The sequence below is a fragment of the Ruminococcus sp. NK3A76 genome (genome assembly GCF_000686125.1).
Classification (GTDB): Bacteria; Bacillota; Clostridia; order Oscillospirales; family Ruminococcaceae; genus NK3A76.
The window spans coordinates 398628-422905 of record NZ_JMMA01000002.1 but is presented as its reverse complement, the minus strand read 5'-3'; the positions used below and the strand labels follow the sequence as shown (position 1 = coordinate 422905).

Annotated in this window: 23 protein-coding genes; 9 read left to right on the top strand and 14 right to left on the bottom strand. The window is 48.8% G+C overall.

Annotation, left to right across the window (positions count from 1 at the left end; genetic code table 11):
* Window positions 1–84: 84 nt before the first annotated feature.
* A complete protein-coding gene (locus tag CD05_RS0102170) occupies window positions 85–1383 on the top strand; it encodes a fibronectin type III domain-containing protein (protein WP_028509111.1) in 1299 nt (432 codons plus the stop codon).
* Window positions 1384–2082: 699 nt separating this feature from the next.
* On the opposite strand, the gene pepF is transcribed toward CD05_RS0102170, so the two are convergent.
* The 6 genes from pepF to CD05_RS0102140 form a co-directional block, all read right to left on the bottom strand.
* The gene (pepF, locus tag CD05_RS0102165; protein WP_028509110.1) at window positions 2083–3882 is read right to left on the bottom strand and encodes an oligoendopeptidase F; all 1800 of its coding nucleotides are present in this window, start codon (window positions 3880–3882) and stop codon (window positions 2083–2085) included.
* 361 nt (window positions 3883–4243) lie between these two features.
* Complete coding sequence (gene pyrE / locus CD05_RS0102160; protein ID WP_028509109.1) at window positions 4244–4900, bottom strand: orotate phosphoribosyltransferase; 657 nt, start codon at window positions 4898–4900, stop codon at window positions 4244–4246.
* A gap of 106 nt (window positions 4901–5006) precedes the next feature.
* Window positions 5007–5774, bottom strand: a complete 768-nt coding sequence (locus CD05_RS17105) for a CpsD/CapB family tyrosine-protein kinase (RefSeq protein ID WP_051588771.1) — start codon at window positions 5772–5774, stop codon at window positions 5007–5009.
* Window positions 5774–6544, bottom strand: a complete 771-nt coding sequence (locus CD05_RS17100; RefSeq protein ID WP_051588770.1) for a Wzz/FepE/Etk N-terminal domain-containing protein — start codon at window positions 6542–6544, stop codon at window positions 5774–5776. Before CD05_RS17100 ends, CD05_RS17105 begins: the two co-directional genes overlap by 1 nt.
* A gap of 93 nt (window positions 6545–6637) precedes the next feature.
* Complete coding sequence (locus tag CD05_RS0102145; protein WP_028509108.1) at window positions 6638–7219, bottom strand: SH3 domain-containing protein; 582 nt, start codon at window positions 7217–7219, stop codon at window positions 6638–6640.
* Between the two features lie 15 nt (window positions 7220–7234).
* Window positions 7235–8026 carry an amidohydrolase family protein gene (locus CD05_RS0102140; protein ID WP_028509107.1) on the bottom strand — a complete coding sequence of 264 codons (792 nt, stop codon included), beginning with the start codon at window positions 8024–8026 and terminating at the stop codon, window positions 7235–7237.
* 190 nt (window positions 8027–8216) lie between these two features.
* On the opposite strand from CD05_RS0102140, the gene CD05_RS0102135 reads away from it, so the two are divergent.
* The 5 genes from CD05_RS0102135 to CD05_RS0102115 all read left to right on the top strand — a co-directional run bounded on the left by CD05_RS0102135 (window position 8217) and on the right by CD05_RS0102115 (window position 12126).
* Window positions 8217–8738, top strand: a complete 522-nt coding sequence (locus CD05_RS0102135; protein ID WP_028509106.1) for a hypothetical protein — start codon at window positions 8217–8219, stop codon at window positions 8736–8738.
* A gap of 3 nt (window positions 8739–8741) precedes the next feature.
* Window positions 8742–10286: a bifunctional ADP-dependent NAD(P)H-hydrate dehydratase/NAD(P)H-hydrate epimerase gene (locus CD05_RS0102130; protein ID WP_028509105.1), complete on the top strand. Its 1545-nt coding sequence runs from the start codon at window positions 8742–8744 to the stop codon at window positions 10284–10286.
* 58 nt (window positions 10287–10344) lie between these two features.
* The gene (locus CD05_RS0102125; RefSeq protein ID WP_156947263.1) at window positions 10345–10839 is read left to right on the top strand and encodes a hypothetical protein; all 495 of its coding nucleotides are present in this window, start codon (window positions 10345–10347) and stop codon (window positions 10837–10839) included.
* 103 nt (window positions 10840–10942) lie between these two features.
* Entirely contained in the window at window positions 10943–11293 is a 351-nt protein-coding gene (locus CD05_RS0102120) for a helix-turn-helix domain-containing protein (RefSeq protein WP_028509103.1), read from the top strand.
* On the top strand, window positions 11290–12126 hold the full coding sequence (locus CD05_RS0102115) for an IS3 family transposase (protein WP_028509102.1): 837 nt from the start codon (window positions 11290–11292) through the stop codon (window positions 12124–12126). The genes CD05_RS0102120 and CD05_RS0102115 overlap by 4 nt, the downstream gene beginning before the upstream one ends.
* A gap of 154 nt (window positions 12127–12280) precedes the next feature.
* Here the strand turns inward: CD05_RS0102115 and CD05_RS0102110 are convergent, their stop codons facing one another.
* The 8 genes from CD05_RS0102110 to CD05_RS17080 form a co-directional block, all read right to left on the bottom strand.
* Window positions 12281–13507 carry an IS256 family transposase gene (locus tag CD05_RS0102110; protein WP_028509101.1) on the bottom strand — a complete coding sequence of 409 codons (1227 nt, stop codon included), beginning with the start codon at window positions 13505–13507 and terminating at the stop codon, window positions 12281–12283.
* A gap of 174 nt (window positions 13508–13681) precedes the next feature.
* Window positions 13682–14776 (bottom strand): hypothetical protein, encoded by a 1095-nt coding sequence (locus CD05_RS0102105; protein WP_028509100.1) that lies wholly within the window; start codon window positions 14774–14776, stop codon window positions 13682–13684.
* Between the two features lie 232 nt (window positions 14777–15008).
* Window positions 15009–16031 (bottom strand): hypothetical protein, encoded by a 1023-nt coding sequence (locus CD05_RS19385; RefSeq protein WP_051588769.1) that lies wholly within the window; start codon window positions 16029–16031, stop codon window positions 15009–15011.
* Window positions 16032–16248: 217 nt separating this feature from the next.
* The gene (locus tag CD05_RS17090; protein WP_037322746.1) at window positions 16249–17238 is read right to left on the bottom strand and encodes an NPXTG-anchored protein; all 990 of its coding nucleotides are present in this window, start codon (window positions 17236–17238) and stop codon (window positions 16249–16251) included.
* Between the two features lie 242 nt (window positions 17239–17480).
* Complete coding sequence (locus CD05_RS19380) at window positions 17481–19358, bottom strand: hypothetical protein (protein ID WP_051588768.1); 1878 nt, start codon at window positions 19356–19358, stop codon at window positions 17481–17483.
* A 252-nt stretch (window positions 19359–19610) separates the two neighbouring features.
* Window positions 19611–20981: a DNA repair protein RadA gene (radA, locus tag CD05_RS0102085; RefSeq protein ID WP_028509099.1), complete on the bottom strand. Its 1371-nt coding sequence runs from the start codon at window positions 20979–20981 to the stop codon at window positions 19611–19613.
* Between the two features lie 5 nt (window positions 20982–20986).
* Window positions 20987–21619 (bottom strand): response regulator transcription factor, encoded by a 633-nt coding sequence (locus tag CD05_RS0102080; RefSeq protein ID WP_028509098.1) that lies wholly within the window; start codon window positions 21617–21619, stop codon window positions 20987–20989.
* Entirely contained in the window at window positions 21597–22703 is a 1107-nt protein-coding gene (locus tag CD05_RS17080; protein ID WP_051588767.1) for a histidine kinase, read from the bottom strand. The genes CD05_RS0102080 and CD05_RS17080 overlap by 23 nt, the downstream gene beginning before the upstream one ends.
* Window positions 22704–23313: 610 nt before the next feature.
* Here CD05_RS17080 and rplU point away from each other — a divergent pair.
* The 3 genes from rplU to rpmA are packed head-to-tail and all read left to right on the top strand — an operon-like array spanning window position 23314 to window position 24276.
* On the top strand, window positions 23314–23625 hold the full coding sequence (gene rplU / locus CD05_RS0102070; RefSeq protein WP_028509097.1) for a 50S ribosomal protein L21: 312 nt from the start codon (window positions 23314–23316) through the stop codon (window positions 23623–23625).
* A gap of 3 nt (window positions 23626–23628) precedes the next feature.
* The gene (locus CD05_RS0102065) at window positions 23629–23949 is read left to right on the top strand and encodes a ribosomal-processing cysteine protease Prp (RefSeq protein ID WP_028509096.1); all 321 of its coding nucleotides are present in this window, start codon (window positions 23629–23631) and stop codon (window positions 23947–23949) included.
* A gap of 45 nt (window positions 23950–23994) precedes the next feature.
* Window positions 23995–24276, top strand: coding sequence for a 50S ribosomal protein L27 (gene rpmA / locus CD05_RS0102060; RefSeq protein ID WP_028509095.1), 282 nt, complete (start codon window positions 23995–23997; stop codon window positions 24274–24276).
* Window positions 24277–24278: the final 2 nt, after the last annotated feature.

Here is a 24278-nt window from a genome sequence, read left to right as displayed (position 1 = left end):
TCAAATTGCCTATTTACAATCTGTGGGGTCTGTGCTATAATATATTATAATATAGTATAGTATATACAGGAAGGACAGATACAGATGTTTAAAAAGCTATCGGCAGTATGGGCTGCAACGGCTGCGGCTGTGACGCTTGGCTGCTTTGATGTCGCTGCGGCAGATACACAGAGCCGCTCGAAATATTACACAAGCGCTGTTATCTACGGCACCGGCGAGGACGGCGAAAAGGGCGGCTTCCCGAACGTTACGGATATCACAGGCGTTTCTGCTGTGACATTTACATTCAGGGTGGATGAGAGCGTGGCTAAAAAGGCCATAAACGGTGAGATAGACTTCACAGGTTCTCTTGGCACCGAGAGCAGCACCTTCGGCAGAGTGGCTCACGAGTGGTCATTCGTTCCCTATCAGCTCGACAGCAACGGCGAGGTGGTCTACAGCGACGACTTAAAGCCTGTTTCTCACAAAGAGCTGACAATGGAGAAGATAACCGACGGCTACTACTGCGTGACGCTTGAAGAACCCACAGGCTTTTTCAAGGACGATGACAAGTATGCAAGGATATGGTTTGACTGCAACAGCGACGACTACAGCATCACCTTAACAGGCGTTGTGCTCTCGTTTGACGACAGCAAGATAGTAAGAGACCTTAAGAGCGCAAAGATAGAGCCTGCACAAAAGAGCGTCACCTACACAGGCAAGGCCTGCAAGCCGGCTGCAAAGGTAACATACGGCAGCAAGACCTTAAAAGAAGGCACAGACTACACTCTCTCCTACAAAAACAACACAAACACCGGCACTGCGACTGTGACAGCCACAGGCAAAGGCAAATACAAGGGCACCGTTTCGGGCAGCTTCACGGTAAAGCGTGCATCTGTAGCGAATGCGAACGTGGCATTTTCAAGCCTTACATTCCCCTACACAGGAAGCAAGATAAAGCCCACCCCGACTGTCAAGGTAGGCAGCAACACCCTTACTCTCGGCAAGGACTACACGCTTAGCTACACCAACAACATAAACATCGGCATAGCCTCTGTCAAGATAACCGGCACAGGCAACTACAGCGGCTCGGTAACAAAGACCTTCACGATAGTTCCCAAGGCCACCACGCTAAAGACGCTGACATCGCCTTCAAGCGGCAGCATGAAGGCCACATGGTCTAAGAACACCTCCGGCGAGGGCTATCAGGTGATATATTCGACATCGAGCAATTTCTCATCAGCCAAGAAGAAGGTCATAAACAGCAACAAGACCGCTTCTGCGACGATAAGCTCGCTCACCAAGGGCAGCACCTACTACGTCAAGGTAAGAGCCTTCAAGAAGGTCAGCGGCAAATACGTCTACGGCGCTTATTCAAAGGTATTGAGCGTCAAAGTCAAGTAAGCTAAAAAAGCGTCTCCGGCGGAGGCGCTTTTTTCAGGTAACAGGCAATAGGTATGGTGCTTTTTCAATGCATAATGCATAATTGAGGTGCGCCGCTTGGTCAGTTAACAGTTAACAGGTAACAGGTAACAGTTGTGGTGTCGGCTTACGCCGACGAGATGCCCATTCGGGCTGTATTCGTCTTCAACTCAGCGTGTGGGGGGTGAACCCGAAGGGGGTGGCGAAGGCGAAGCCGAAGCAGGGGTGGCGCATGAGCTGTCTGCGACAGCTCGAAAGCCCCCCTACCGTAGCGTAGGATAAGCCAACCGTTGTCCTTTAGCTAATTAGTGGGGTCAGCTTTCCTTCAAGGCGGCTCTCTCGCTCCCATAGGGTACATTGTGGGGGCTTTGCGGTCGCCCCCACACCCCTTCGCAACGGCAGCTTACCTTCAAGGCGGCTCTCTCGTCCTCAGGGGGGTACACGAGGGGCTTTCGAGCCGACCGTGTCGGCTCATGCGCCACCTCGACCCTTCGGAAATGCGGCTTCGCCGCACCTCAACTATTCACTATTCATTCTTCACTATTCATTATTCACTAAGCGCAGCGGCTCCGCCCGAATGGGCATACCGTGCGGCTGCGCCGCACACCTTAACTGTTAACTGTTAACTATTAACTATTAACTGACAAAGGCGCTCTCTTAGCAGAGAAGCGCCTGTTTTTATTATTTCATCAGCTCGTCCATCTGGCCTATCAGCTCGCCGAAGAGCTTAAGGGCATCGTTTATCGGCTGTGCGGTCGCCATGTCAACGCCTGCGTCCTTTAAAAGCTCTATGGGCGTTTTCGAGCAGCCGCCCGAGAGGAAGCCGATGTAGTCCTTCACAGCGCCCTCGCCCTCTCTGAGTATCCTTGTCGAGAGTGCTATCGCTGCGCTGTAGCCCGTGGCGTACTGGTAAACATAGTAGTTGTAGTAGAAATGCGGTATCCTCGCCCATTCAAGAGCTATCTCGTCATCGAGCACTATGCCGTCGCCGAAGTAGAGCTTGTTGAGCTCTCTGTATATCTCGCACAATCCGTCCGCTGTCAGGCTCTCGCCCTGCGAAACAAGCTCGTTTATCTTAAGCTCGAACTCTGCAAACATCGTCTGCCTGTAAAGTGTCGTGCGGAACTGCTCTAAGAAGTAGTTTATAAGGTATGCCTTCTGCTTCTTGTCCTCGGTGGTCTTGAGAAGATACTGCATAAGCAGCGCCTCGTTGCAGGTAGAAGCCACCTCTGCTACGAATATCACATAGTCGCTGTAGGCTACCGGCTGGTTCTTGTTTGAGAGATAAGAATGGATAGCATGACCCATTTCATGAGCAAGGGTGAACATACAGTTGAGCGTGTCCTTGTGGTTGAGCATTACAAAGGGGTGAACCCTTGCGCCTGCCGAGTATGCGCCGCTTGCCTTGCCCTCGTTCTCATATACGTCTATCCAGCGGTTTTCAAAGCCCTCACGCATTATCTTAAGGTAATCCTCGCCCATAGGAGCAAGTGCTTTGAGAACAGTCTCCTTGGCCTCTTCAAAGGTTATCTTCATCTCGACATCTGATACCATGTGCGCATAGAGGTCGTAAAAATGCAGCTCGTCAACGCCCAGCAGCTTCTTGCGGAGTGCCACATAGTCATACATATAGTGCATATTGTCATGCACCGCCTGAATGAGGTTTGTGTACACCTCGACAGGCACCTCGTTCGCATCAAGCGCTGCCTGGAGCGAGGAGTCGTACTTCCTTGCCTTTGCATAGAACTGCACGCTCTTTATCTGCGCCGAAAGGGTCGCAGCCATAGTGTTGCGGAACTTATCATATGTGTGGTACATCGACTCAAAGGCAGACTTTCTAAGCTCTCTGTCAGACTGCATCATCAGCGGCGAATAGCTGCCGTGTGTCACCTGATGAGCGCTGCCGTCTTTATCTACAGCGTCCGGGAACTTAAGGTCAGCATCAGAGAACATCGAGAAGATATTCTCAGGCGTGCTCATAGCGTCCCCTGCGAGCGCCATTATCTTTTCCTCGGCCTCTGTGAGAACGTGCGCCTTCTTGCGCCTTATGCGGTCTAAATTGAGCCTGTAAAGCTCGAGAGCCGGCTGCTCCTTGTAAAGCTCTGCCATTCTCTCGTCACTTATTGCAATAAGCTCAGGCGTTTCAAAGCTGCCTGCTGAGTTTATCTCAACATAGGTGCTCATAAGCTGGCCTGTCATGGCCTGATATACTGCAACTGCCGTGTCCTCGTCGCTCTTGCGCTGTGCGTAGTTTGCAAGGCTGTCAACGAGCACCGATATCTCATCTGAAAGCTGCAAAAATCCAAGCAGCGTATCTCCGCTCTCGGAGAGCCTGCCCTTGTAGGTCATGAGTTTTGCCGGCACGGCTTTTAGCTTTGCAAGGTCTGCCGCCCACGCCTTGTCGGAGGGGTATATATCCTCTATCGCCCATGTATAGGCCTTATCAACTTCACTTCTTTTGGGTATTCTCTGCTCTGACATATTCAGTATCGTCCTTTCTGTAAATACGATATGTATATTATACACTATTTTGATGCATTTATCAAGAGGGAGAAAGGCAAAACGAAAGGGCAGCCTTATCAGCTGCCCTTTGTTTGTGTAAAAATTTTGGAGAGGATGAAATGAGCTAAGGAGTTTGTCACTTAGTTTTTCATTCTTTTCTTTCTTTGCTCTACATATAATATTATATACCATTACTTTGTAAATAACAACAACAAAGAAATTACATTTTACTACAATTTAGTTACAAAAAACCCCCGACCGCAAAATATGCCGTATTCTATCACACACCGACCACAATCGCTTGTGTTTTTGCGGCGAGTTTTTTGTTTCCTCTCCGATATCAGCCAACGCCGTACATTTTTCTGTACTCCTTCATGCTTTCGAGATACTCTGTACCGGGCACGATGCCGTCCTCGATGGCCTTGATTATGTCATTAATGTTTACTATAGAGTATACCTTCACGCCGAAGTCCTTATAAGCCTGCTCTACAGCCGAGAGCTCGCCGTCGAGCGACTTCTCCATTCTGTCAACTGTGATGACCATAGCCGTAACATTCACATCAGCTGCACTCTTGAGCTTGGGAAGGCTCTCTCTGAGCGCCTTGCCGGAGGTCATAACGTCATCTATGATAACTACCTTCTCACCGTCTTCAAGCTTCTTGCCTACAAACATTCCGCCCTCGCCGTGATCCTTTGCTTCCTTTCTGTCGAAGCAGTAGCAGCAGTCGATGCCGTACTTGTCAGCAAGCGATGTAACAGCTGCAACAGCGAGCGGTATGCCCTTGTATGCAGGGCCGAAAAGTGTCTCAGCCTCGATGCCGTTCTCCTTTATGCAGTCAGCATAGAAGCCGCCTAAGCGTGAGAGCTGTGCGCCTGTCTTGTAATTGCCGCAGTTGATGAAGTAAGGTGCCTTTCTGCCGCTTTTGAGTGTGAACTCGCCGAACGTCAGCACGCCGCTGTCTACCATGAACTTGATAAATTCTTCCTTGTAAGTCATAACTACCGTCCTTTCATTTTAAAGCAATTCCGCACGAAGCCGTTAGGCGGTCTTTGCGCAGTGTTGCAAAATATCCGCAGATGTGGTATCTGCGGATATGTTTCTTTTAGTCTTCGTTAGCATTATTGACAGCCGGGTCATAGCTGCTTGCTCTGTAAGCGTAGTCACGCCTGTAGTACTTCTTATAGTAGCCTCTCTTGTAGGTAGCTGTGTCCTCGTTAATAGCTGTTACTATAACGCCCAGCAGCTTGCCGTTTGCAAACTCTATGGAAGTAGCTGCACGGCTCACCTCATCGTAGGTAGCGACACCGGAACGTGTTACCATTGCTATACCGCCGATATTCGGGCTGAGTGTGAGCGTATCGGTAACGACGTTTATAGGCGGAGTATCTATGATAACGTAGTCATAATACTTTACCAGCTCGTCGAGAAGTATCTTCATATTCTCAGATGCGAGCATCTCAGAGGGGTTGGGCGGTATAGGGCCGCTTGTGATAACATCAAGGTTAGGTGTCTTTGATTTGAGCACCTGCTTGAACGAGTCGATACCGCCGAGGAGAGTCGAAAGACCCTTATCGTTTTTGAACTTGAAAGCTCTGTGCTGAACAGGCTTTCTCATATCGGCATCTATCAGCAGCACCTTCTTGCCTGCCTGCGAGAAAACTATCGCAAGGTTGGCAGCAGTTGTTGACTTGCCCTCACCTGCATTAGCGCTCGAAACAGCGAACACCTTGCTGCGCTGTGTTGCGAGAGCCATGACTATATTTGTTCTTAAGGTCTTATAAGCCTCAGTTACCTGGAAGGGAACATTTTCTTCAAAAAGTGTAAATCTCTTTTTAGAGTTATTATTCTGCTTTTTCTTAAACAATGCCATTACTTATAATACCCTCCCTTGGTCTCCTTTGCCTCGATATCGGGTATCTCAGCGAGGATAGGATAATCGAACCTCGTCTTGATATCGTCACCTGTACGGATCGTTGTATCGAGCATCTTTCTAACGATAACGATGCCTGCGGAAAGTATAAAGCCTAAAACTATGCCTATAAGTGTATATCTTCTTACATTCGGGCCGGAGGGGCTGTTGGGGTACTTGGCAGTGCCTATTACCTGTACAGAGCCTGCCTGTGTGACACGCTTTATCTCCTCAGGGCCTATCTGCTCCATAGCGTTGCATATCGAAACGCTGAGCGCTGCGCTCTTTGTAGTAACAGATATGAGGAGCACCTCAGTATCCTGCTCTGCTGTGAGCTTTATGCAGTTTCTCAGGGAAGATGTCACCACATAGGGCTTATCGTTGTCGTCATATGCTATGGAAAGATAATCAGAAAGGTCATCTGCGCCGTATTCTTTAAGTATAGCATCGCCTATCTTATCAATAACTGCATCATTCTGAAGAATAACTATATATGTTGAAACAAGGCTCTTAGATGCATTGATATCACCCAGCGCGACCTGCTCTGAAGCGTTGTCAGAGTTCTTGACATACATCGAGATACTTGAACTGTACTGAAGCGGAAGAACGAACTTTGCATAGGCAAAAGCCAGTGCGCCGATAATTACGGAGATAAGGATAATGAACTTTATCCTTTTAAGCAATTCCCCTAAAAGCTCGGCAAGGTCAATTTCCTTGGTTGACTCATCCATTTATTTTTGTCTCCTTACTATTATATTGTCAATAAAAACACCATACCCAATTATTATACCACCTACAAGGTACAATGTCAATAGCTCAAACGTTTAATTTTTCTTCTTGGTGGTTTTTTTGGCAATTCCTTCAAGTGCAGACTCATGCACCCAGCCATAAGTGTTATTATCATACAAAGCATAATACCACTTGCCGCTCTTGCCGTAGCAGGACAGCGAATCGCCCTGACGCAGGCTCACCTGTGAGGTATATTCATCAGACGGCCCGTATCTGAGCTCTGTGTCCTTTGATATGCGGTACTGCTTGGTTATATCGAAATACTCGTTGTTTTTAGGCAGCTGGAGCGTATTATACTCCGAGAGCTTTGCCGTGGTAGTAGTCGTTAGCACGATATCCTTGTCGGTATCCTTCTTCTTGGTAGTGCCTACAGACACTCTTTCAAGGGAATCCGGGTCGATATCCTCGCTGCCGTTCTTTTTCGAGGTGGTGGTGTACTCCTCGTCCTCCTCCACGATGTATATCTTGTTCGTGGTGGTGGCTCTGTTTTTCTCGGTTTTCACGGTCGTCTGATAGCTTGTCGAGCTGCTCTCATCGTCATACAGGAAAAGGCTGCACCCCGAGAGCACAACAGCTGCCGCAGCAGCAGAAGCTATCATCATCAGTCTTCTTTTCACAGATATCTCCTCCTGTCACAAGCCGAGAAGCCTCTCGGCATTCAAATGGAATATCTTTTCTTTCATATCGTCAGTAAGAGCAAGGCGCTCTATCTTCTCTGCAATATCGCAAGACCTCGCCCACGGGCAGTCGCTTGCAAAGAGCACTCTGTCAGCGCCGTGCTTAAGTATTATCTTTTCCATAAGCTCGTCGGGGCATTCCTCAGTAAATGATGTGTCAAAATACACCTCACCGTCTGCCCCTGCGATGGTATCAAAGACCTGCTGCCACATTCTGTTTGCACCGAGGTGCGCCAGAATGAGCTTTAAGCCCTTTACCCTGCCTATCACCCTGAGCGCACGCTCGGGTGTGCAGTGTATCTCATCAGGCGAATAGTAATCAAACCCCGAATGCAGTATCACCGGCAGCGAGAGCCTTGCGCACTGCTCATATATCGGGAAAAGCCTTTCCTCGTCTATCCTGAAGCCCTGATAGTCGGGGTGCAGCTTTATGCCGTAGAGCCCTGCGGCCTTTATCCTTTCAAGCTCCTCCAGGCAGTCCGGAGCGTCGGGGTGTATACTGCCAAAGGGCAGCAGCCTGTCGCTTTTTATTGTTTCCGCCCAGCCGTTTATTATCCTCTGCTGGGTCGGCTTGGTAGCTATAGATAGTATTGCCGCCTTATCAACGCCCCATTCATCGAGCTTAGCAAAAGTATCCCCCACCGTGCCGTCTGTCAGAGGTGTAAGCCCCGAATAGCCTGCAAGAGCATCGAGCGCTTTGGCAGCGATCTTCTCATTGAACGCATGAACATGAACATCTATCAGCAAGAATTATCACCTTTACAGTACAAAAAATCTTACAACTATTAATTATACCACATAATCTGCGGCTTTTCAATAGGAAATTTGCACCGATATTGTGAAAAATCTATTGAAAAAGGATACAATATGTGGTATAATAACTATCAGTGCATCACAAGAAGTATTACAAGACATATTACAAGACGGAGGAACCAAAATGGACGTATACAAGGAACAGAATGTAGTAAGGGCTCAGACAGCCAACGACCGCTTCGCAAAGGCGGCGATATTCGTGATAGGCTTCATAGTCTGCTTTGCAGTATTTTTCCTGACAGCGCAGTTCGGCGTTGCAGGGCTCGGGCTGCTGCTCTCAGGCGGTGTGCTTTATGCATCCTACCGTGTGACGACAGGCTTTGACAACGAATACGAATACCTTCTCACCAACGGCGAGATGGATTTTGACAAGATAATCGCACAGCGTTCAAGAAAGCGCCTTATCACGGTCAAGCTCGACACAGCAAAGGAGTTTGCAGAGTTTACAGAGAACACAGAGCTCGACACAAGCGCATCTATCGTCTCGGCTGACGACAACACAGGCGAGAACGTGTGGTATTTAAGAGTTGACCACAAGGAGCTGGGAGATACTTATGTGCTTTTCACACCGAATGAGGACATGAGAGAGCTGATGATAAAATTCTTCCCTCGTCAGCTTCAGGCAGAGCTCAGAAGACAGGGGTAAGCCATGAAAAGATACCTCACAGTCTCACAAATGGTAAACTGCGAGCAGCGCTCTGACAAGGAAGGGCTCTCGCTGTCAGCGCTCATGGACAATGCAGCACAGGGGCTTTACAGGGCTGTTTTAAAGGCCGCAGCAGAGCTGTCCGCACAGCGCTCGGAGAGCGTGCGCCGTGTGTGCATAGCCGCAGGCAAGGGCAACAACGGCGGCGACGGGCTTGTTTGCGCAAGGCTGTTGCATGAGTCGGGGTTCGATGTATGCGTGCTGCTCGTTCAGGGCAAGCCTGCGACAGACCTCTCAAAGGCCGCATTTGAAAAGCTCGGCGGTGTCAGGATAACAGACGACATGGAGGAAGCTGCGGTAAAGGAGCTCTCCTCGGCCGACATAATAGTTGACTGCATATTCGGCACAGGCTTCAAGGGGGCGCTGCGTGATGATATGCGGTCGCTCTTTTCCTGCATGAACCAATCTCCTGCATACAGGATAGCCTGCGACATACCCTCCGGCTGCAACGCAGACACAGGGCTTTGCGATGAGCTATCGGTAAGGGCTGACATGACTGTGACCTTCCACAAGGGTAAGATCGGCATGGCGCTGATGCCGGCAAAGGAATACTGCGGCAGGATCGAGGTATGCGATATCGGGATAGATAAAAAGTACGAAAATACGGACTCTATAATATTCGAGCCGGACACACAGCAGCTTGCAAAGCTGCTCCCCCGCCGCCCGGTCGGTGCGCACAAGGGGACATTCGGCAGGCTGCTGATAATAGCCGGCAGTGAGGATTACTACGGTGCAGCGGCAATGGCTGCCACGGCGGCGCTCAGGTGCGGTGTGGGCATAGTGCAGCTCGCAGCCCCCAAAAGCGTGATATCGGCGCTTGCAGGCAGTATGTATGAATGCACCTTCCTGCCCTACGAGCCTGACGACAGCCCGGAGAAGCTGAACGATGCGATAAATAGCGCATCAGCCGTGCTCATAGGCTGCGGCATGGGCGTAAGTGGCCACACAAGGCAGACGCTGCGAGCCGTTTTAGCAGGCGACAGCTGCCCTGTGATCATAGATGCAGACGGGCTGAACTGCCTCTCCGAAGACACAGGCCTTATCTGCAACAGGCAGAATGAAACGATTCTCACCCCACACATAGGCGAGCTTGCAAGGCTTTGCGGCACCGACACAAAGACAGCACTCTCTGAGCGCCTGCCGCTTGCTATGGGGCTTGCAAATAAGTGCCCCTACCGCACGACAGTCGTTTCAAAGAGCGCCGGCACGCTAATAGTCAGCACCGGCAGCGTCATAGTCTCAGGCTACGGCAACACGGCGCTTTCAAAGGGCGGCAGCGGCGATATGCTCGCAGGAATGACGGCATCGTTTGTCGCACAGCACATGACAGGCAAGGAGGCCGCAGCGCTCGGCTGTTATCTTCTCGGCCGCTCGGCAGAGCTGCTTTGTATGGATATGTCAGAGAGGAGCGTGCTTGCAAGAGACATTCTCGCTCAGATACCAAAGACGCTGAAAGAGCTCGAAAGTCTGCCGACAGCTATGCATTAACGAACATCACCTTTCATATAATAGGAGTACAAGTCTTATTATATGAAAGGTGTTTTTTATGAGGAGATATCTTGTTTTGATGGCGCTGCCGGCAGTGATGTTATGCTCCTGCGCTGCAAAGTCCACCCAGCCCGACACTGTGCCGGAGTGCTACACCACCGACATCGAGATCACTGCTGGCGGCCGGGAGTATTCCGCCACGATGCACAAAAGCGAGGAGGGCTGGGAGTATGAGTTTTCAGCGCCAGAGAGTGTCAATGGACTAAAGCTATCCAAAAATACAGACAGCTTTACCGCCGAGATAGAAAAGCTCCAGCTGACAGACGAGCTGCAAAACTTAAGCGAGAGCTCGCCTGCAAGGCTTATCGCAGATGCTCTTGATATGTGCCGCAGCGGCAAGGGCATAACTGCCGAGATAAAAGACGGCAAGACTGTCAACAAGGGCGTTGTGGGCGGTGCTGACTTCACCGTGACCTTTGACGATTCGCTCCCCTGCTCTATGGAGATAGGCGGCGAGATAGCCGTGACCTTCCACGACTTCCGTGCAGAATAGCGCAAAAAAAGACCGGAGAGCTTTGAAATGCTCCCCTTTTGTTAGACAATGTGGTATAATAGAAACATACCAATTAGGGATCTAACGAAAGGGGGGCATTTTTATGCCTAAAGGAATACCCAATAAGAGATACACACCCGAATTTAAGATCAAAGTGGTTGAAACAATGCAGAACGAGAAATTAAGTTATATGGAAACTGCAAGACAATTTGACATTCCACAAGGAGATAAGACAGTTGCGAAGTGGGAGCGCATCTATCTTGAAGAAGGTAAGGATGGCTTATATGTTGAACGTCGAGGACGTAAATCAACAGGTCGTCCGCCAAAGTTAAAGAAAGAAGACGAAGAAGATCTCATTGCAGAGGTACAGCGTCTTCGTGCGGAGAATGCATACTTAAAAAAATTGAATGCCTTGGTTTCCGAAAGGGTACGGCAAGAGAAAAAGCACAAGTGATCTGGGAACTGAGGCATGAACACAAGATAGGTCTGCTCATTGATGTTGCCGGAATCCCCCGCAGTACCTATTACTATTACAGCAAGCAATTTAATGATCCGAAACCTGATAAGTATGCAGCGATCAAGGAGGATATACGCAGGATATATGATGAAAGCAAAGGACGCTATGGCTATCGCAGGATAACGAAAGAACTGAGAAAAACGCATAGGATAAACCACAAGACAGTTCAGCGCTTAATGCGTCAAATGGGAATATTCTGCCGTGTGAGAATGAAGAAATACAACTCATTCAGGGGTGAAGTCGGCAGAATAGCACCAAATCTTCTGGAACGTGATTTTAAAGCGGATAAGCCAAATCAGAAATGGGTCACAGATGTGACAGAGTTTGCTCTGTTTGGTGTCAAGCTGTATCTGTCGCCCATCATCGATCTTTTCAACGGAGAGGTTGTGTCCTACAACCTGAGTTACCACCCTAATTTGAGTCAAGTGACCGATATGTTGAATAAAGCATTTGCAAAGATACCGGAAAACACCGGACTCATTTTGCATTCAGATCAGGGCTGGCAGTATCAGCACAAGCAGTACCAGAAAATGCTCAAAGATAAAGGCATAAGACAAAGTATGTCACGAAAGGGAAACTGTCTTGATAACGCCTGCGCAGAAAACTTCTTTGGATTGCTGAAAACAGAACTTCTCTACTTACAGGAATTCTCATCTGTTGAGCACTTCATTTCAGAACTACATTCATACATCGTTTGGTACAACACAAAGCGCATCAAGCTTAAGCTTGATGGAATGTCACCTGTTGAATACAGGCTCAACGCTGCATGACAAAAGCGACCAAGATCTCTCGGCTCTGCGAAAAAAACTCTGTAAATTCAAAAACTGTGATAAAAACGTTAAGTTGTGAGCGGCTTGAAAATAGCCGCTCCAATTTTTTTACAGTATACAATAGATACTGTAATTTGTCAAGGTTCTTTGGATATCAGCCGATCCTGTCGGGGTACATGATCTCAAGCTCGCCCAGAACTTTGCCCCAGTTTCGCAGCGGCATGGTCCATTTCTTAGCTATCTCATGCGTCGCCAGATACAGAGCCTTCAGGAGCGCTGTATCGCTCGGAAATACACTCCTCTGCTTATTCAAGCGGCGATAACCGCTGTTAAGACTCTCTATTGCGTTGGTGGTATAAATCACCTTTCTGACATCAGCTGAGAACTTGAAGATCGGCGATATTACGTCCCAGTTCTTGTACCAGCTCTTCATAGCGTTAGGATAATCGTCCTCCCATTTCTCAGTAATGCGATCAAGAGCTTCCAGAGCAGCGTCCTCGGAAGGCGCATGATAGATCGTTTTAAGGTCATTTGCCAACTCCTTCTTGTTCTTCTCTCCGACGTATTTCAGCGTGTTTCTTACCTGATGAACGATGCAGCGCTGTAGCTCAGTTTGCGGAAATGCAGCTGATACAGCTTCTTTCATGCCTGTAAGACCGTCTGCACAGATGACCAGAATATCCTTTACGCCTCGATTCTTCAGCTCGTTCAGTACGCCGAGCCAGTACTTGGCGCTCTCGTTTTCACCGATATGTATTGAAAGAACTTCCTTGTGACCTGTCATGCTGACAGCAAGGATCACATATGCGGCAAGCTTCCTGATCTGTCCGTTATCACGCACTGAGAAGTGTACAGCATCGATGAATACTATCGGATATACTTCGTCCAATGGACGTTTCTGCCAGTCCTCTATCTGTGGCAGAAGGCGGTCTGTGATATCTGATACCATACCGTCGCTGACTTCAAATCCGTAGATATCTTCGATAGTTTCGCTTATCTGGCGTGTGGTCATTCCTTTGGCATACAGAGCAATTATCTTCTGCTCAATACCTGAGATGTCCTTCTGACGCTTCTTTACGACCTTTGGCTCAAAACTGCCGTCACGATCCTGCGGCACTTCTATTTCGGTTTCTCCGAAGTTTCCGCGGATCTTCTTGGTTTTCTTACCATTACGAGAGTCAGGATTGTCGGAACGCTCATATTCCTGATATCCAAGATGCTCGTCCATTTCGGACTCAAGCATTTCCTGGATCGTTCCTCCGAGAAGGTCTTTGAGAGCATCCTCAATATCCTTAGCCGACTTGATGTCGTATTCCTCAAGCAGCATTCCTATTATGTTCTTCTTGCCCTCGCTCATCGGTTCTCTTTTTCTTCTTGCCATAAAAAATCAGCCTCCTGTGATATTAATTCTATTTTATCACAGTTTGCTGACTTTTTACAGACTTTTTTTCAGAGGCTCGATCTCTCTTAGTCGCTTTGCACAAGTTTTCTTTGAAAAGTTTGTCTAACTTTTTGGGGTCAGTTCACTTTTCTCCGGCCTTTATTATGCTTATTATCAGAACTTGATAGGATTGCCGTCGATATCGTAGAATGCGATGTCTGCGATATATAAGCAAGCATCATTGGGGAGTGCCCATCTCATAATAGTTACGTGTTGTTCCTCTGTTGTGTTGGCAAACTCACTGTTTTTCCAGATAAGAAGCTCATTTGATACAAGCTCACCATATAACCATTCGGAGGTATATTCACTAAAGCTAAACTCATCAGTCTCGTCCCATGTCATCTTGCCATTCTTCTGTGCCTGTACAACAAATTTACCCATACAGTAATTCGGAACATGAGAAGCTACACCCTCGTCATTTACATAGTCACCTACTGCTCTCTGTATCATATCGACCTTAACGGTGTTTACTGTCGGGAGAAGCTCCTCGTGACCCTTGAATATCTCAGCAACATTGAACTGTATCTTAGGCATTTCGTAGTTTACACCGTCAGGGTACTTATCAAGTATCTCCACCTTGAGCATAGGCACGCCTGCAACCTCTTCGACAGAGTATTTGCATCTTGATTCGTCGCCGTATATATAGATAAGATCATCTGTATCGCCTTCGAGCACCTTCTTTACATAGTCGCTCTCGTATGTAGCGTCGATGCCGTACTTCTCGCCTCTCTTGCCCCATTTCTTGTCAAAATCCTCAACAGTGAAGTCCTTGTCCTTGTCGTTCTTGCCGGCCTTTACATACTCTACGTCCTGCTTTATAGAAGAGAAACATTCTGCAAGATCATTAACGATAGCTGTAACATCAGTATCAGCTGTAAATGTTACCTGAGCGTTTTCAAGGTTTTTCAGGCTCTTTGCAGCCTCTGATATATCAACAGGCTGAGGTGCCTCGTCGTCGCCGCCTTCAGATGAAGCGTCGCCGCCCTCGCTCGAAGCATCTGCCACGCTCGATGTATCAGCTGCGGAAGAAGCATCGTCTGCACTTGAAGCCTCAGCAGCACTTGAAGCCTCAGCAGCGCTTGAAGACTCAGCAGCAGAAGATGCAGCAGAGCTTGCTGCCTTGCTGCTCGATGAGCTGTCATCGCCGCAGGCTGTGAACATAGCAGCAGTTAATGTGAGCGCCAGAGCAGCCGCAAAAAATCTCTTCATAATAAATTACCTCCAATTTACCTTAGTTACTGGTTTGATCTACATTCAAATTATAGCATAATGCCGCTCTTTTTTCAATATCTTATTTGCACAATTAAAAAATGGTGTTTTATCAATGTTGCATAAGTAATCGTTATCATATTGTGTATTTTACCCAAAACCCGCAGACCATCTCAGACAGCAAAAAAGACCACCGCTGAGGGTGGTCTTCTAAGTTTAATATTTTACTGTATTACTGTGCGCCGTCCATTGCTTTGGAGATATCGGTGCTGAAGTATACGTTACCCATGTTGAGAGTTACAGTCTTGATAGCTGTCGGGCAGTCACCCATCTGGAAGAGGAGGCCGTCCCAGCCTGTTGTTGTGTCGTTCTCGTCAGCAGGAGTTGCTGTAGCGTTATCAATGATAGCGTTTACTGTCTCCTTCGGGATAGTGAATTCGACAGTTGTAGCGTCAGGGCTGCCGAACTTGATGAAGCCGTCGTTCTTGACGAATACATCTTCAAGTGTGCCGTCTGCCTTGAATACGTCCTCAGAGCCGTCCTTACCGGTCTTTGTTTTGCCGTGAGTATCGCCCTCGGGCATATTGTAGTATGTCGGGAAGTCAACGATAAGGCCGTCGTGGTTGTCAGCGCCTACGAACTTAGCCCAGCCGTTAGCTCTTGCAGGTCCTATAAGGATCTGAGTTGTACCCTTCTTGATAGTGCCGGAGTCGTCAAGAGATTCGAGCTTCTTGATACCGAGCTCAAACTCTTCCTTAGCATCAGCTGCAACTTCAAACTCTACCTTAACAGTAAGATCCTGGTCTCTTGTGAATGTTCTGCCGTCGATATAGATATCGCCGTAGTCAACATCAGCGCCAAGGCCGTTTACCCAGGGGTCTGTGCCGGGCTCAGCAACAGTAAGAACTGTCTCTTTAGCGTTTGCATCATAGCCGGGCATCTTAGTTACATCAAATTTGCCGTTCTCGTCAACGGGAGCACCTTCTGCTGCGCCGCCCTCAGAGGAAGCATCGCCGCCCTCAGAGGAAGCGTCATCAGCTGCGGAAGAAGCGTCATCAGCTGTGGAAGAAGCATCATCAGCTGCCGAGGAAGCGTCGTCTGCGCTCGAAGCCTCAGCTGCGCTTGAAGACTCAGCTGCGGAAGAAGCTGCCGACGAGGAGCTTGCCTTGCTGCTTGACGAGCTGTCATCGCCGCAGGCTGTGAACATAGCTGCCGTCATAGTAAGAGCAAGAGCAGCTGCAAAAAACTTTTTCATTATCTACCATTCCTTTCGATATTTCCATGTTGTAAAAATACAGTTTTACAGTTAATAGTTTATCATATTTACGTCCGTTTTTCAATATACTTTTTTCACAATTTACTATACGGCATTTAGACGGATTGCACAGGTAATCGTTTTCTTTTTGTAAAAAACACACAAAAAAGAAAGAACCCCTTGCGGAGTTCTATCTTTTTAATTATGAATGAAAAGATCATCTCTTCTTGGAAACTACTACTGCTGCACCAGCAAGAGCGAGACCTGCAAGAGCAAGACCAGCTGTGGAACCTGTTGTTGTGTTGCCTGTAGCTGTGCCTGTGCCTGTACCTGTGCTGCCGCCTGCTGTTGTGCCAGCGCCTGCTGTGCTGCCGCCTGTTGTGCCGCCTGTTGTACCGCCTGTTGTGCCGCCTGCAGAGCCGTCATCAGAACCTGTCTCGCCGTCATCTGTTGTGCCGTCATCTGTTGTGCCGTCATCAGCGGAGCCGTCATCTGTTGTGCCGTCATCTGTTGTGCCGTCATCTGTTGTGCCGTCATCAGAAGAACCATCGTCACCCTCAGCCTCGAGCTCTGTGTTGAGCTTTACGCCGTCCTGAGAGAACTCTACAGAAGTGATAGCGATACCGTTGTTACCCTTCTGAATGAGGAAACCGTCCCAGTCAGTTGTTGTGCCGTCATCGTTAGCTGTAGCCTTGCCATTGCCGTAGTATGTGGAATAATCCTTCATATCTGCAACGCAGTCAGCAGAGAGTGTAAATGTGACAGATGTAACATCTGTGTTATAAACCTGGAAGAAACCGTCCTTCTGGGGAGCCCAGTCAAGGATAGTGCCGTCAGCAGTCTCATACTTGCCGTCGTCGTTCTGTATAGCATCTTCCTTAGCGCATACAAAGCCGCTTACATACTCAGGGTGAGCCTTGTAGATACCCTCCCAGCCGTTTGCAAATGCAGGCTTGAATGCACAGTACTCTTCATCCTTAGCGAGATCTGTCCACTCAAAGTTAACTGTTACAGTAACCTCACCGTCGCTGAATGTCTCAGCAGAAGCGTACTTACCGTCAGCCCAGATGCTGCCCCATGAAGCGTCAGCGCAGTCTATCGGATCGGGATCGTCACAGTCGATAGTTGTGCTTGCGCTTGCAGCGATAGAAAGTGTAGCTGCCATTGCAAGTGCGGACATACCAGCAAAGATCTTAGAAAGTTTCATAATATTTTCCTCCAAACATATTTACTTTGTTGAATTGGCCTTCAATTCCCTTATATTATAACAGAATTATTACAAAAAATCAAGTAGTAAGCACCAAATTTGTAATCAAATATATCACAATTTTATTATTTCCTTTTTGTGTATTATCCACAGAAAACGTTATCATTTTTGTACAAAAATAAGCCCGGCGTAAAACCGGGCTCATAAAAGTCAATTTCTATTCACTTTTTGGTATTTCAGTATTAGTCCTTCTTCTTGGAAACTACTACTGCTGCACCAGCGAGTGCGATAGCGCCGAGGCCGAGAGCTGCAGCTGCTGTCTTCGGGTTAGAAGTGTTGCTGCCGCCAGTACCCTTATTACCAGGGTTCTTGTTGCCGTCGCCTTCTGTGCCGCCTTCTTCACCGGGCTCTTCATCACCGGGCTCTTCATCGCCGGGCTCTTCGTCACCAGGCTCTTCGTCGCCGGGTTCTTCATCAACAGGAGCTACCTCGCCCTTTGTGAAGTCAACAGAAACGAGCTTGAATACATAAGGCTCTTCCTTAGCATTGCCGTCCTTATCGAGAGTAATGCTGTCATTACCTTCGAGCTTAGCTGTACCGTCGGGATCTTCCATTGTGATGGATTTATCAGCGCTCCAAGCATAGCAGAGGAACTTGATCTCCCAGTCATCAGCTGTGCCGATCTCAGGGATACTAACTGTTATGTCCTCGCCTGCTGCAACGTCGATCATCTCATAATCAGGGATAACGTATGCATCAGGATCCTTTGTATAGTCCTTGCTCTCCATGAACGCTGCCTTGTCAAGAGGAAGGATAACTACCTTGTCAGGATCGCCGTCTTCATCAACAGTGAGGATCTCAGCTGTTGTATCCCAGCCGACCTGCTTGCCCTTAAGGAGGTAGTACTTGTCCTTGCCGCCAGCTGTTACCTTGATAGCAGCTGTGCACCAGTCGTTCCAGTTATCCTTGGAGAAGTGGAGGTTTACGCCGGCCTTTGTATATGTAGCCTCGTAGTCGCTGCTCTTGAGAGAGAGGTTTGTATCAGGAGTGATCTCCTCGTTGAACTCGATAGTATCAGCTTCGCTCTCCTCTTCCTCGCCAACATACTCATATGTAGCCTTGTTGATAGTTACACCGTAAACCTGGAAGCCCATACCGTACCAGATCTCGCCTGTATCCTTATCAGGATCAGTTGCAGCGTTCTCCTTCATAGCCTCGATAGCAGCGCCTGCTACCTTGAATGTGAGTGTGCCGGACTTCTTAAGTACGAAGAAACCGTCGTTCTGGAGTGTAGGCTCCTCTGTAGCCTCAAGCTCCTCATCTGTAAGTGAAGACTTGAGAGTTACGCCCTGGATCCAATCCTTCTTAACGTCGTCCTTCTCGTTGTAGAGCTTGCCCCAGCCGTGAGCGTCTATGGGAGCTGCGAGATAGTAATCAAAACCGTCATTAAGTGTATACTCGATAGTTACCTTCATGTCCTTGGATGTGTCGATCTTTGTGAAATCGTCATACAAGAAGCCGTCGCCAGCCCAGTCGCCTGCGTATGTATCGTTAGCAACTTCATTCTTTGTGTTCCACTCGGGCTCAGGAGCCTTCTCGTGGAGAACTGCGTTAGAGAATGTTACCTCAACTGTAGCTGTAGCTGTGTCGAGAACTTCCCACTCTGCGCCGTAGCCCCAGAGCTCAACGCCTACATTTGCAGTGTCTGGATTAGAAGTATCGATCTTGCCTGTGCCTGTCTTCTCCTGGCCGTCAGATGTAACTACCTTGTAGTCAACATCGCAGGTGATCCAAGAGCCCTTAGCGATATCGCCGTTAGCGAAGATCTGAACACCAGCATTACCTACTGCTGTATCACCTTCACCCTTGGACTGCTCAGCAAGCTCCTTGTAGCTGTACTCAGCTGTGAGTGTACCGTCAGCGTTTGCATCTGTAACTGTAGACTTCCAGTTCCATGTAGCATTGCCCATTACATAGCCCTGAGCACCGAAGCCTGTGAAGTCTGTGATCTCAGACTCAACGACCTCTGTCGGGAACTCAGCGCTTGCAGGAATTGCAGCCATGAGAGAAGCAGCTATAGCAGCTGCAGACATTCCTGCGAAAATCTTAGAAATTTTCATTTGATTTTCCTCCAAATCTTTATTTAATCCATATTGAGCGATATCTCCTCAACATAAACTATACACATATTTTAACACAATTATCACATTTATTCAATCAGCAGATTAGCCGAAAATGTCTGTAATCTTTTTGTCATATTTAACAAAAATCTTAATATTTTTTGCCCAACTGTCCAAAAATGGTAACATTTACATAAATATTCATATTTTTATATACGCCATAGGCGCCAGCTGGTGGTCGTGCGGTGTTGCCTATATTGCATCAAAAGCCTGTCTTATACTGCTGACACCTACGACTTTTATGGGTAAATTGTCCGTCCTGACACCCTTCAGGGAAGAACGTGGCAGTATTATCCTGCCAAATCCCATGCGGACTGCTTCATGGATACGCTGCTCTGCAAAGGGTATGCCCCTGACCTCGCCGCCCAGGCCTATCTCGCCGAGCAGGATAATATCCTCCCCTATCGGCTTGTCAGTAAGCCCCGACCAGAGAGCAGCGGCAGCAGGAAGGTCACAGGCAGGCTCGTCTATGCGCATACCGCCGATGACGTTCAGGTAAGCATCGAGCCCCCCGAAAAAGAAACCGAGGCGCTTTTCGAGCACGGCTATTATCATGTACAGTCTGTTAAGGTCAAGCCCCGTCGATGTCCTTCTCGGCGAAGAGAAGCCGGACTTTGTGACGAGCGCCTGCACCTCTGCCATTATCGGGCGAGAGCCCTCCATAACGCACATAGCGCAGCACCCCGAAACGCCCACAGGCCTGCCCTCAAGCAGCATAGCCGAGGGGTTCTCGACCTCACGCAGGCCGCTGCCGGCCATTTCAAACACGCCTATCTCATTCGTCGAGCCGAAGCGGTTCTTAACAGCACGCAGTATGCGGTACGGCAGGTTTCTCTGCCCCTCGAACACGGTGACGGCATCGACTATATGCTCCATGACCTTAGGGCCTGCGATGTTGCCGTCCTTGTTGACGTGGCCGACTATTATCATGGGTATCTCTTCATTCTTGGCGGTGTGCATGAGCATATTGGTACACTCTCTCACCTGGGTGATGCTGCCCTGCGTGCCGGTAAGGCCGTTTATGCTCATCGTCTGGATAGAGTCTATCATGACTATCTCAGGCTTTTCCTTGACTATGGCTGCACATATTGCCTCGCAGTCGGTCTGAGCGAGCAGGTAGAGGTTTTCCGAGTCAACGCCCAGCCTGTGCGCACGCAGCTTTATCTGCCTTGCGCTCTCCTCGCCCGATACATATAATATGGTATGGTCATCTCCCAGGTGCTGGCATATCTGCAAGAGAAGTGTTGACTTGCCGATACCCGGCTCACCGCCGAGCAGCACGAGCGAGCCCTTGACAAGCCCTCCGCCGAGCACTCTGTCAAGCTCGTTAAGGCCTGTTTTGTAGCGCACCTCGTCCTTGTCCATCTCGACATCGTTTATACCGTAGATGCTGTCGGATATATCCTTAACAGCGCTCCTTTTTGATTTGGGAACGGCAGAGCTCACCACGCTCTCAGTTTCCTCCAAGGTGTTCCACTCGCCGCAGGAAGGGCAGCGGCCGTTCCATTTTGATGTTTCCGCTCCACACTCACGGCAGATGAAAACGCTTTTTACCTTTGCCATTATATTTAACCTCTTACCTCTTTATAGTAGAACACCGCCAGCTGTGTCCTGTCACGCAGGCCGAGCTTTTCAAGAATGGTGCTCAGATAATTTCGCACCGTTCCCTCGCTTAAAAACAGCTTTGAGGATATCTCCTTGTTGCTAAGACCCTCTGCTACGAGAGTTATTATCTCCTGCTCACGCTCGCTGATGTCGTATTTCTCAAAGTCAAAGCCTGTGTTCGTGCGGCTGTTCATAAGCTCAGGAATACGGCTCGTGACCTCGCTGCCGAAGACGTTTGCTCCGCTCATAACAGCTTCGAGTGCCGGAACTATGTCGTCAAAATCCTGCTTCAGGATATAGCCCTTTGCACCTATTTTGAGCGACTCGACTATGTATTCATCATCAGAGAATGTCGTCAGGAAAAGCACTCTCGCATCTTTGTCAAGCGCCAGTATCTCCTTGGCGGCATCGAGCCCTGTCACCTCGCCCATGCGTATATCGAGCAGCGCCACATCAGGCCTGTGCTCCTTGTAGAGCCTGACCGCATCTTCGGCGTTAGAGCCGAGCGCTGCGACCTCGACCTTGCCTGTCGCTTCAAGAATCGTTTTAAGCGATATCGCCACGAGCTTATCGTCATCGACTGCTATTATCTTCATGCTCATTCTCCTTGTCGTTTTGCTTAGGGATAGTTATGAATATGCGAAAGCCGCCCGTTGTCGTGATATTTATGATGCCGTCGAGCATCTTGACACGCTCTCTGATGTTTGAAAGTCCCATGCCCTCGCTGTCGGGGCGCTTTGAAGACTTGCCGTTGTCGTCCACCACCAGCTGCATGAACGTCGGGTGCTCTGTCATGGTGACGCTCACCGTGTCTGCGTCCGAGTGGCGTATGATGTTGGTGACAGCCTCTTTGAGCACGGCTATGAAGCAGAGCTTGATATCCTTATCCACATTGTACGAAAAATCGTACTGTCGGTATATCTTGTAGCTGCCTTCGAGGGGCTTTAGTATCTCCTCGGCGGTGGTCTTAAGGTCAATAGAATCGTCTCTGAGGTCGTGAACGCTGTTTCTTATGCTGTCAAGTGCAAGATCCATGCTCTCACGCACCGGCCGGAGCAGAGCAGTCATCTTCTCGTCGTTTTTGGTGACAGCCATTACAGCGCCCAGCTGCAGCAGCGACCGTGACAGAACGTGGCCTACGTTGTCGTGTATCTCCCTTGCTATGCGGTTTCGCTCTTTGAGGGTCGCCATGTTTATCTCGTTATTCTGCTGCTCGATAAGGCGCTTGTTTCGCTCCATGAGCACAAGGCTGTTCTCAACGCCGCTGTCACGGGTGAATTTCAGCTCGCTGTCCTTGTCCTCAAAGTTCAGCCGCCTGTTGCAGAGCACATCGGCAAGCATAACATACGCCGTCACGCAAAGCCCCATGCGCAGGCCACTGCCGATGTAGGATAATACGACTGCCGGCAGGATACATAGCATCTGCTTTTTATCCCGGCTCTCAGCCAGCGTATATGCAATGGGTGCCACGAGCAGCGCCGTCTGAGGGTAGAATATGCACATGACCAGAAAAACCTCAGCAGCGGCTATCCTTGCCCATCTCCTGTCGATAACGGTCGTGACACAGCATATCACGAACACAGACACCGAAAGTGCTGCTGTCTCAAAGCTCACCTTCTCCGGCGGTATCAGCAAAAGCGACACAAAAAACAGTGCCAGCTTGTCTATGAGCCCCCGCATCGCAGCGACCCCCCTTTCTTTTAATAATGCATAATTTATAATGCATAATGCATAATTGAGGTATCGTGTCTTATCGGCAAAGCCGACAAGAAGAAAGTTTTGCTATGCAAAACATTTCCCTGCGCCGACGTATGGCCATTCGGCCGGTAACGCTGCGCTCAGTGAAGAATGAATAATTGAGAGAGCCCCCTTGAAGGTAAGCAACCCCTACATAATAGCTTCGAGGGTAGTCTCTCATTCTTCTCACGCTACGGTAGGGGGGCTTTCCGGTCGCCCCCCTGCGGCAGCGGAGCTGCCGCCACCCCCTTCGGGTGCCGCCCTACGCTGCAGCTGCCGGGCAGAAACGCCCGAATGGGCATATCGTGCGGCTTTGCCGCACACCTCAATTATGCATTGTGCATTATGCATTGTGCATTACACCATTATACCACATATTATCCGTTTTGGCAATAAGGAACAAGAATGTAAACTTTCTGTAAATTCCATTGACTTGATGGGCGGGATATATTATAATATATAAGCCGCTTGTGTACGGCTTTATGGAAGTTATGGGCTATGCCTGTACGCCGTAACGCAGCGAGTTTTATTGAAAAGGCAGGTGCATTCTGAAATGTACGCAGTTATCGAAACAGGCGGAAAGCAGTATCAGGTAAATGTAGGTGACATCCTCTTTATCGAGAAGCTCGACGCAGAAGCAGACGCAAACGTTACTTTTGACAAGGTAATAGCTGTAGGCAAGGACGACGGTCTTGCAGTTGGCGCTCCCTATGTAGACGGCGCAAGCGTAGCAGCTAAGGTCATCAAGAACGGCAAGTCCAAGAAGGTAACAGTTTTCACTTACAAGCCTAAGAAGGGCGAGAAGAGAAAAATGGGCCACAGACAGCCGTACACACAGGTAAAGATCGAAGCAATCAACGCATAATTTATGATAAGGGCAGATTTCTACAGAAGCCGTGAGAACAAGCTGTTGGGCTTTCACATAAGCGGCCATGCAGGGCTCGCCGAGGAAGGGTATGACGTGGCGTGTGCCGCAGTATCCTCAGCGGTGATGATGACCTGTAACACTGTTACCGATGTGTTCAAGATAGACGCAAAGGTAGATGTAGATGAAAATGATATTCTGCTTAAACTCGGCAACGACTCTGAGGGCAACGGAGACAGGCTGCTTTTAGGCCTTATGCTCCAGCTCGATATGATAAGTCAGGAATATCCGAGTGCTGTCAAAATAAGCGTGAATGACAGATAGGGCAAGCACGCCCTGCAAAATTACATGACGGAGGTGTAATTTAAGATGATAAGAATTTCCATGCAGTTTTTTGCACATAAGAAAGGTATGGGTTCCACAAAGAACGGCCGTGATTCCGAGGCTAAGAGACTTGGCGTTAAGAGAGCTGACGGTCAGTTCGTAACAGCTGGAAACATTCTTGTAAGACAGAGGGGCACACACATTCACCCCGGTGAGAACGTAAAGAAGGGTTCTGACGATACTCTCTTTGCTGTAGCTGACGGCGTTGTAAGATTTGAGCGCCTCGGCAAGGACAGGAAAAAGGTTTCTGTTTACACACAGGCATAATC

Coding starts and splice junctions, on each gene's coding strand:
- CD05_RS0102120 (WP_028509103.1), top strand. CDS start 10,943: ATGCCTAAAGGAATACCCAATAAGAGATACACACCCGAATTTAAGATC.
- CD05_RS0102105 (WP_028509100.1), bottom strand. CDS start 14,776: ATGAAGAGATTTTTTGCGGCTGCTCTGGCGCTCACATTAACTGCTGCT.
- CD05_RS0102170 (WP_028509111.1), top strand. CDS start 85: ATGTTTAAAAAGCTATCGGCAGTATGGGCTGCAACGGCTGCGGCTGTG.
- CD05_RS0102130 (WP_028509105.1), top strand. CDS start 8,742: ATGAAAAGATACCTCACAGTCTCACAAATGGTAAACTGCGAGCAGCGC.
- CD05_RS0102135 (WP_028509106.1), top strand. CDS start 8,217: ATGGACGTATACAAGGAACAGAATGTAGTAAGGGCTCAGACAGCCAAC.
- CD05_RS17090 (WP_037322746.1), bottom strand. CDS start 17,238: ATGAAACTTTCTAAGATCTTTGCTGGTATGTCCGCACTTGCAATGGCA.
- rplU (WP_028509097.1), top strand. CDS start 23,314: ATGTACGCAGTTATCGAAACAGGCGGAAAGCAGTATCAGGTAAATGTA.
- pyrE (WP_028509109.1), bottom strand. CDS start 4,900: ATGACTTACAAGGAAGAATTTATCAAGTTCATGGTAGACAGCGGCGTG.
- CD05_RS17080 (WP_051588767.1), bottom strand. CDS start 22,703: ATGCGGGGGCTCATAGACAAGCTGGCACTGTTTTTTGTGTCGCTTTTG.
- CD05_RS17105 (WP_051588771.1), bottom strand. CDS start 5,774: ATGGCATTGTTTAAGAAAAAGCAGAATAATAACTCTAAAAAGAGATTT.
- rpmA (WP_028509095.1), top strand. CDS start 23,995: ATGATAAGAATTTCCATGCAGTTTTTTGCACATAAGAAAGGTATGGGT.
- CD05_RS0102110 (WP_028509101.1), bottom strand. CDS start 13,507: ATGGCAAGAAGAAAAAGAGAACCGATGAGCGAGGGCAAGAAGAACATA.
- CD05_RS0102065 (WP_028509096.1), top strand. CDS start 23,629: ATGATAAGGGCAGATTTCTACAGAAGCCGTGAGAACAAGCTGTTGGGC.
- CD05_RS0102125 (WP_156947263.1), top strand. CDS start 10,345: ATGAGGAGATATCTTGTTTTGATGGCGCTGCCGGCAGTGATGTTATGC.
- pepF (WP_028509110.1), bottom strand. CDS start 3,882: ATGTCAGAGCAGAGAATACCCAAAAGAAGTGAAGTTGATAAGGCCTAT.
- CD05_RS17100 (WP_051588770.1), bottom strand. CDS start 6,544: ATGGATGAGTCAACCAAGGAAATTGACCTTGCCGAGCTTTTAGGGGAA.
- CD05_RS19385 (WP_051588769.1), bottom strand. CDS start 16,031: ATGAAAAAGTTTTTTGCAGCTGCTCTTGCTCTTACTATGACGGCAGCT.
- radA (WP_028509099.1), bottom strand. CDS start 20,981: ATGGCAAAGGTAAAAAGCGTTTTCATCTGCCGTGAGTGTGGAGCGGAA.
- CD05_RS0102080 (WP_028509098.1), bottom strand. CDS start 21,619: ATGAAGATAATAGCAGTCGATGACGATAAGCTCGTGGCGATATCGCTT.
- CD05_RS19380 (WP_051588768.1), bottom strand. CDS start 19,358: ATGAAAATTTCTAAGATTTTCGCAGGAATGTCTGCAGCTGCTATAGCT.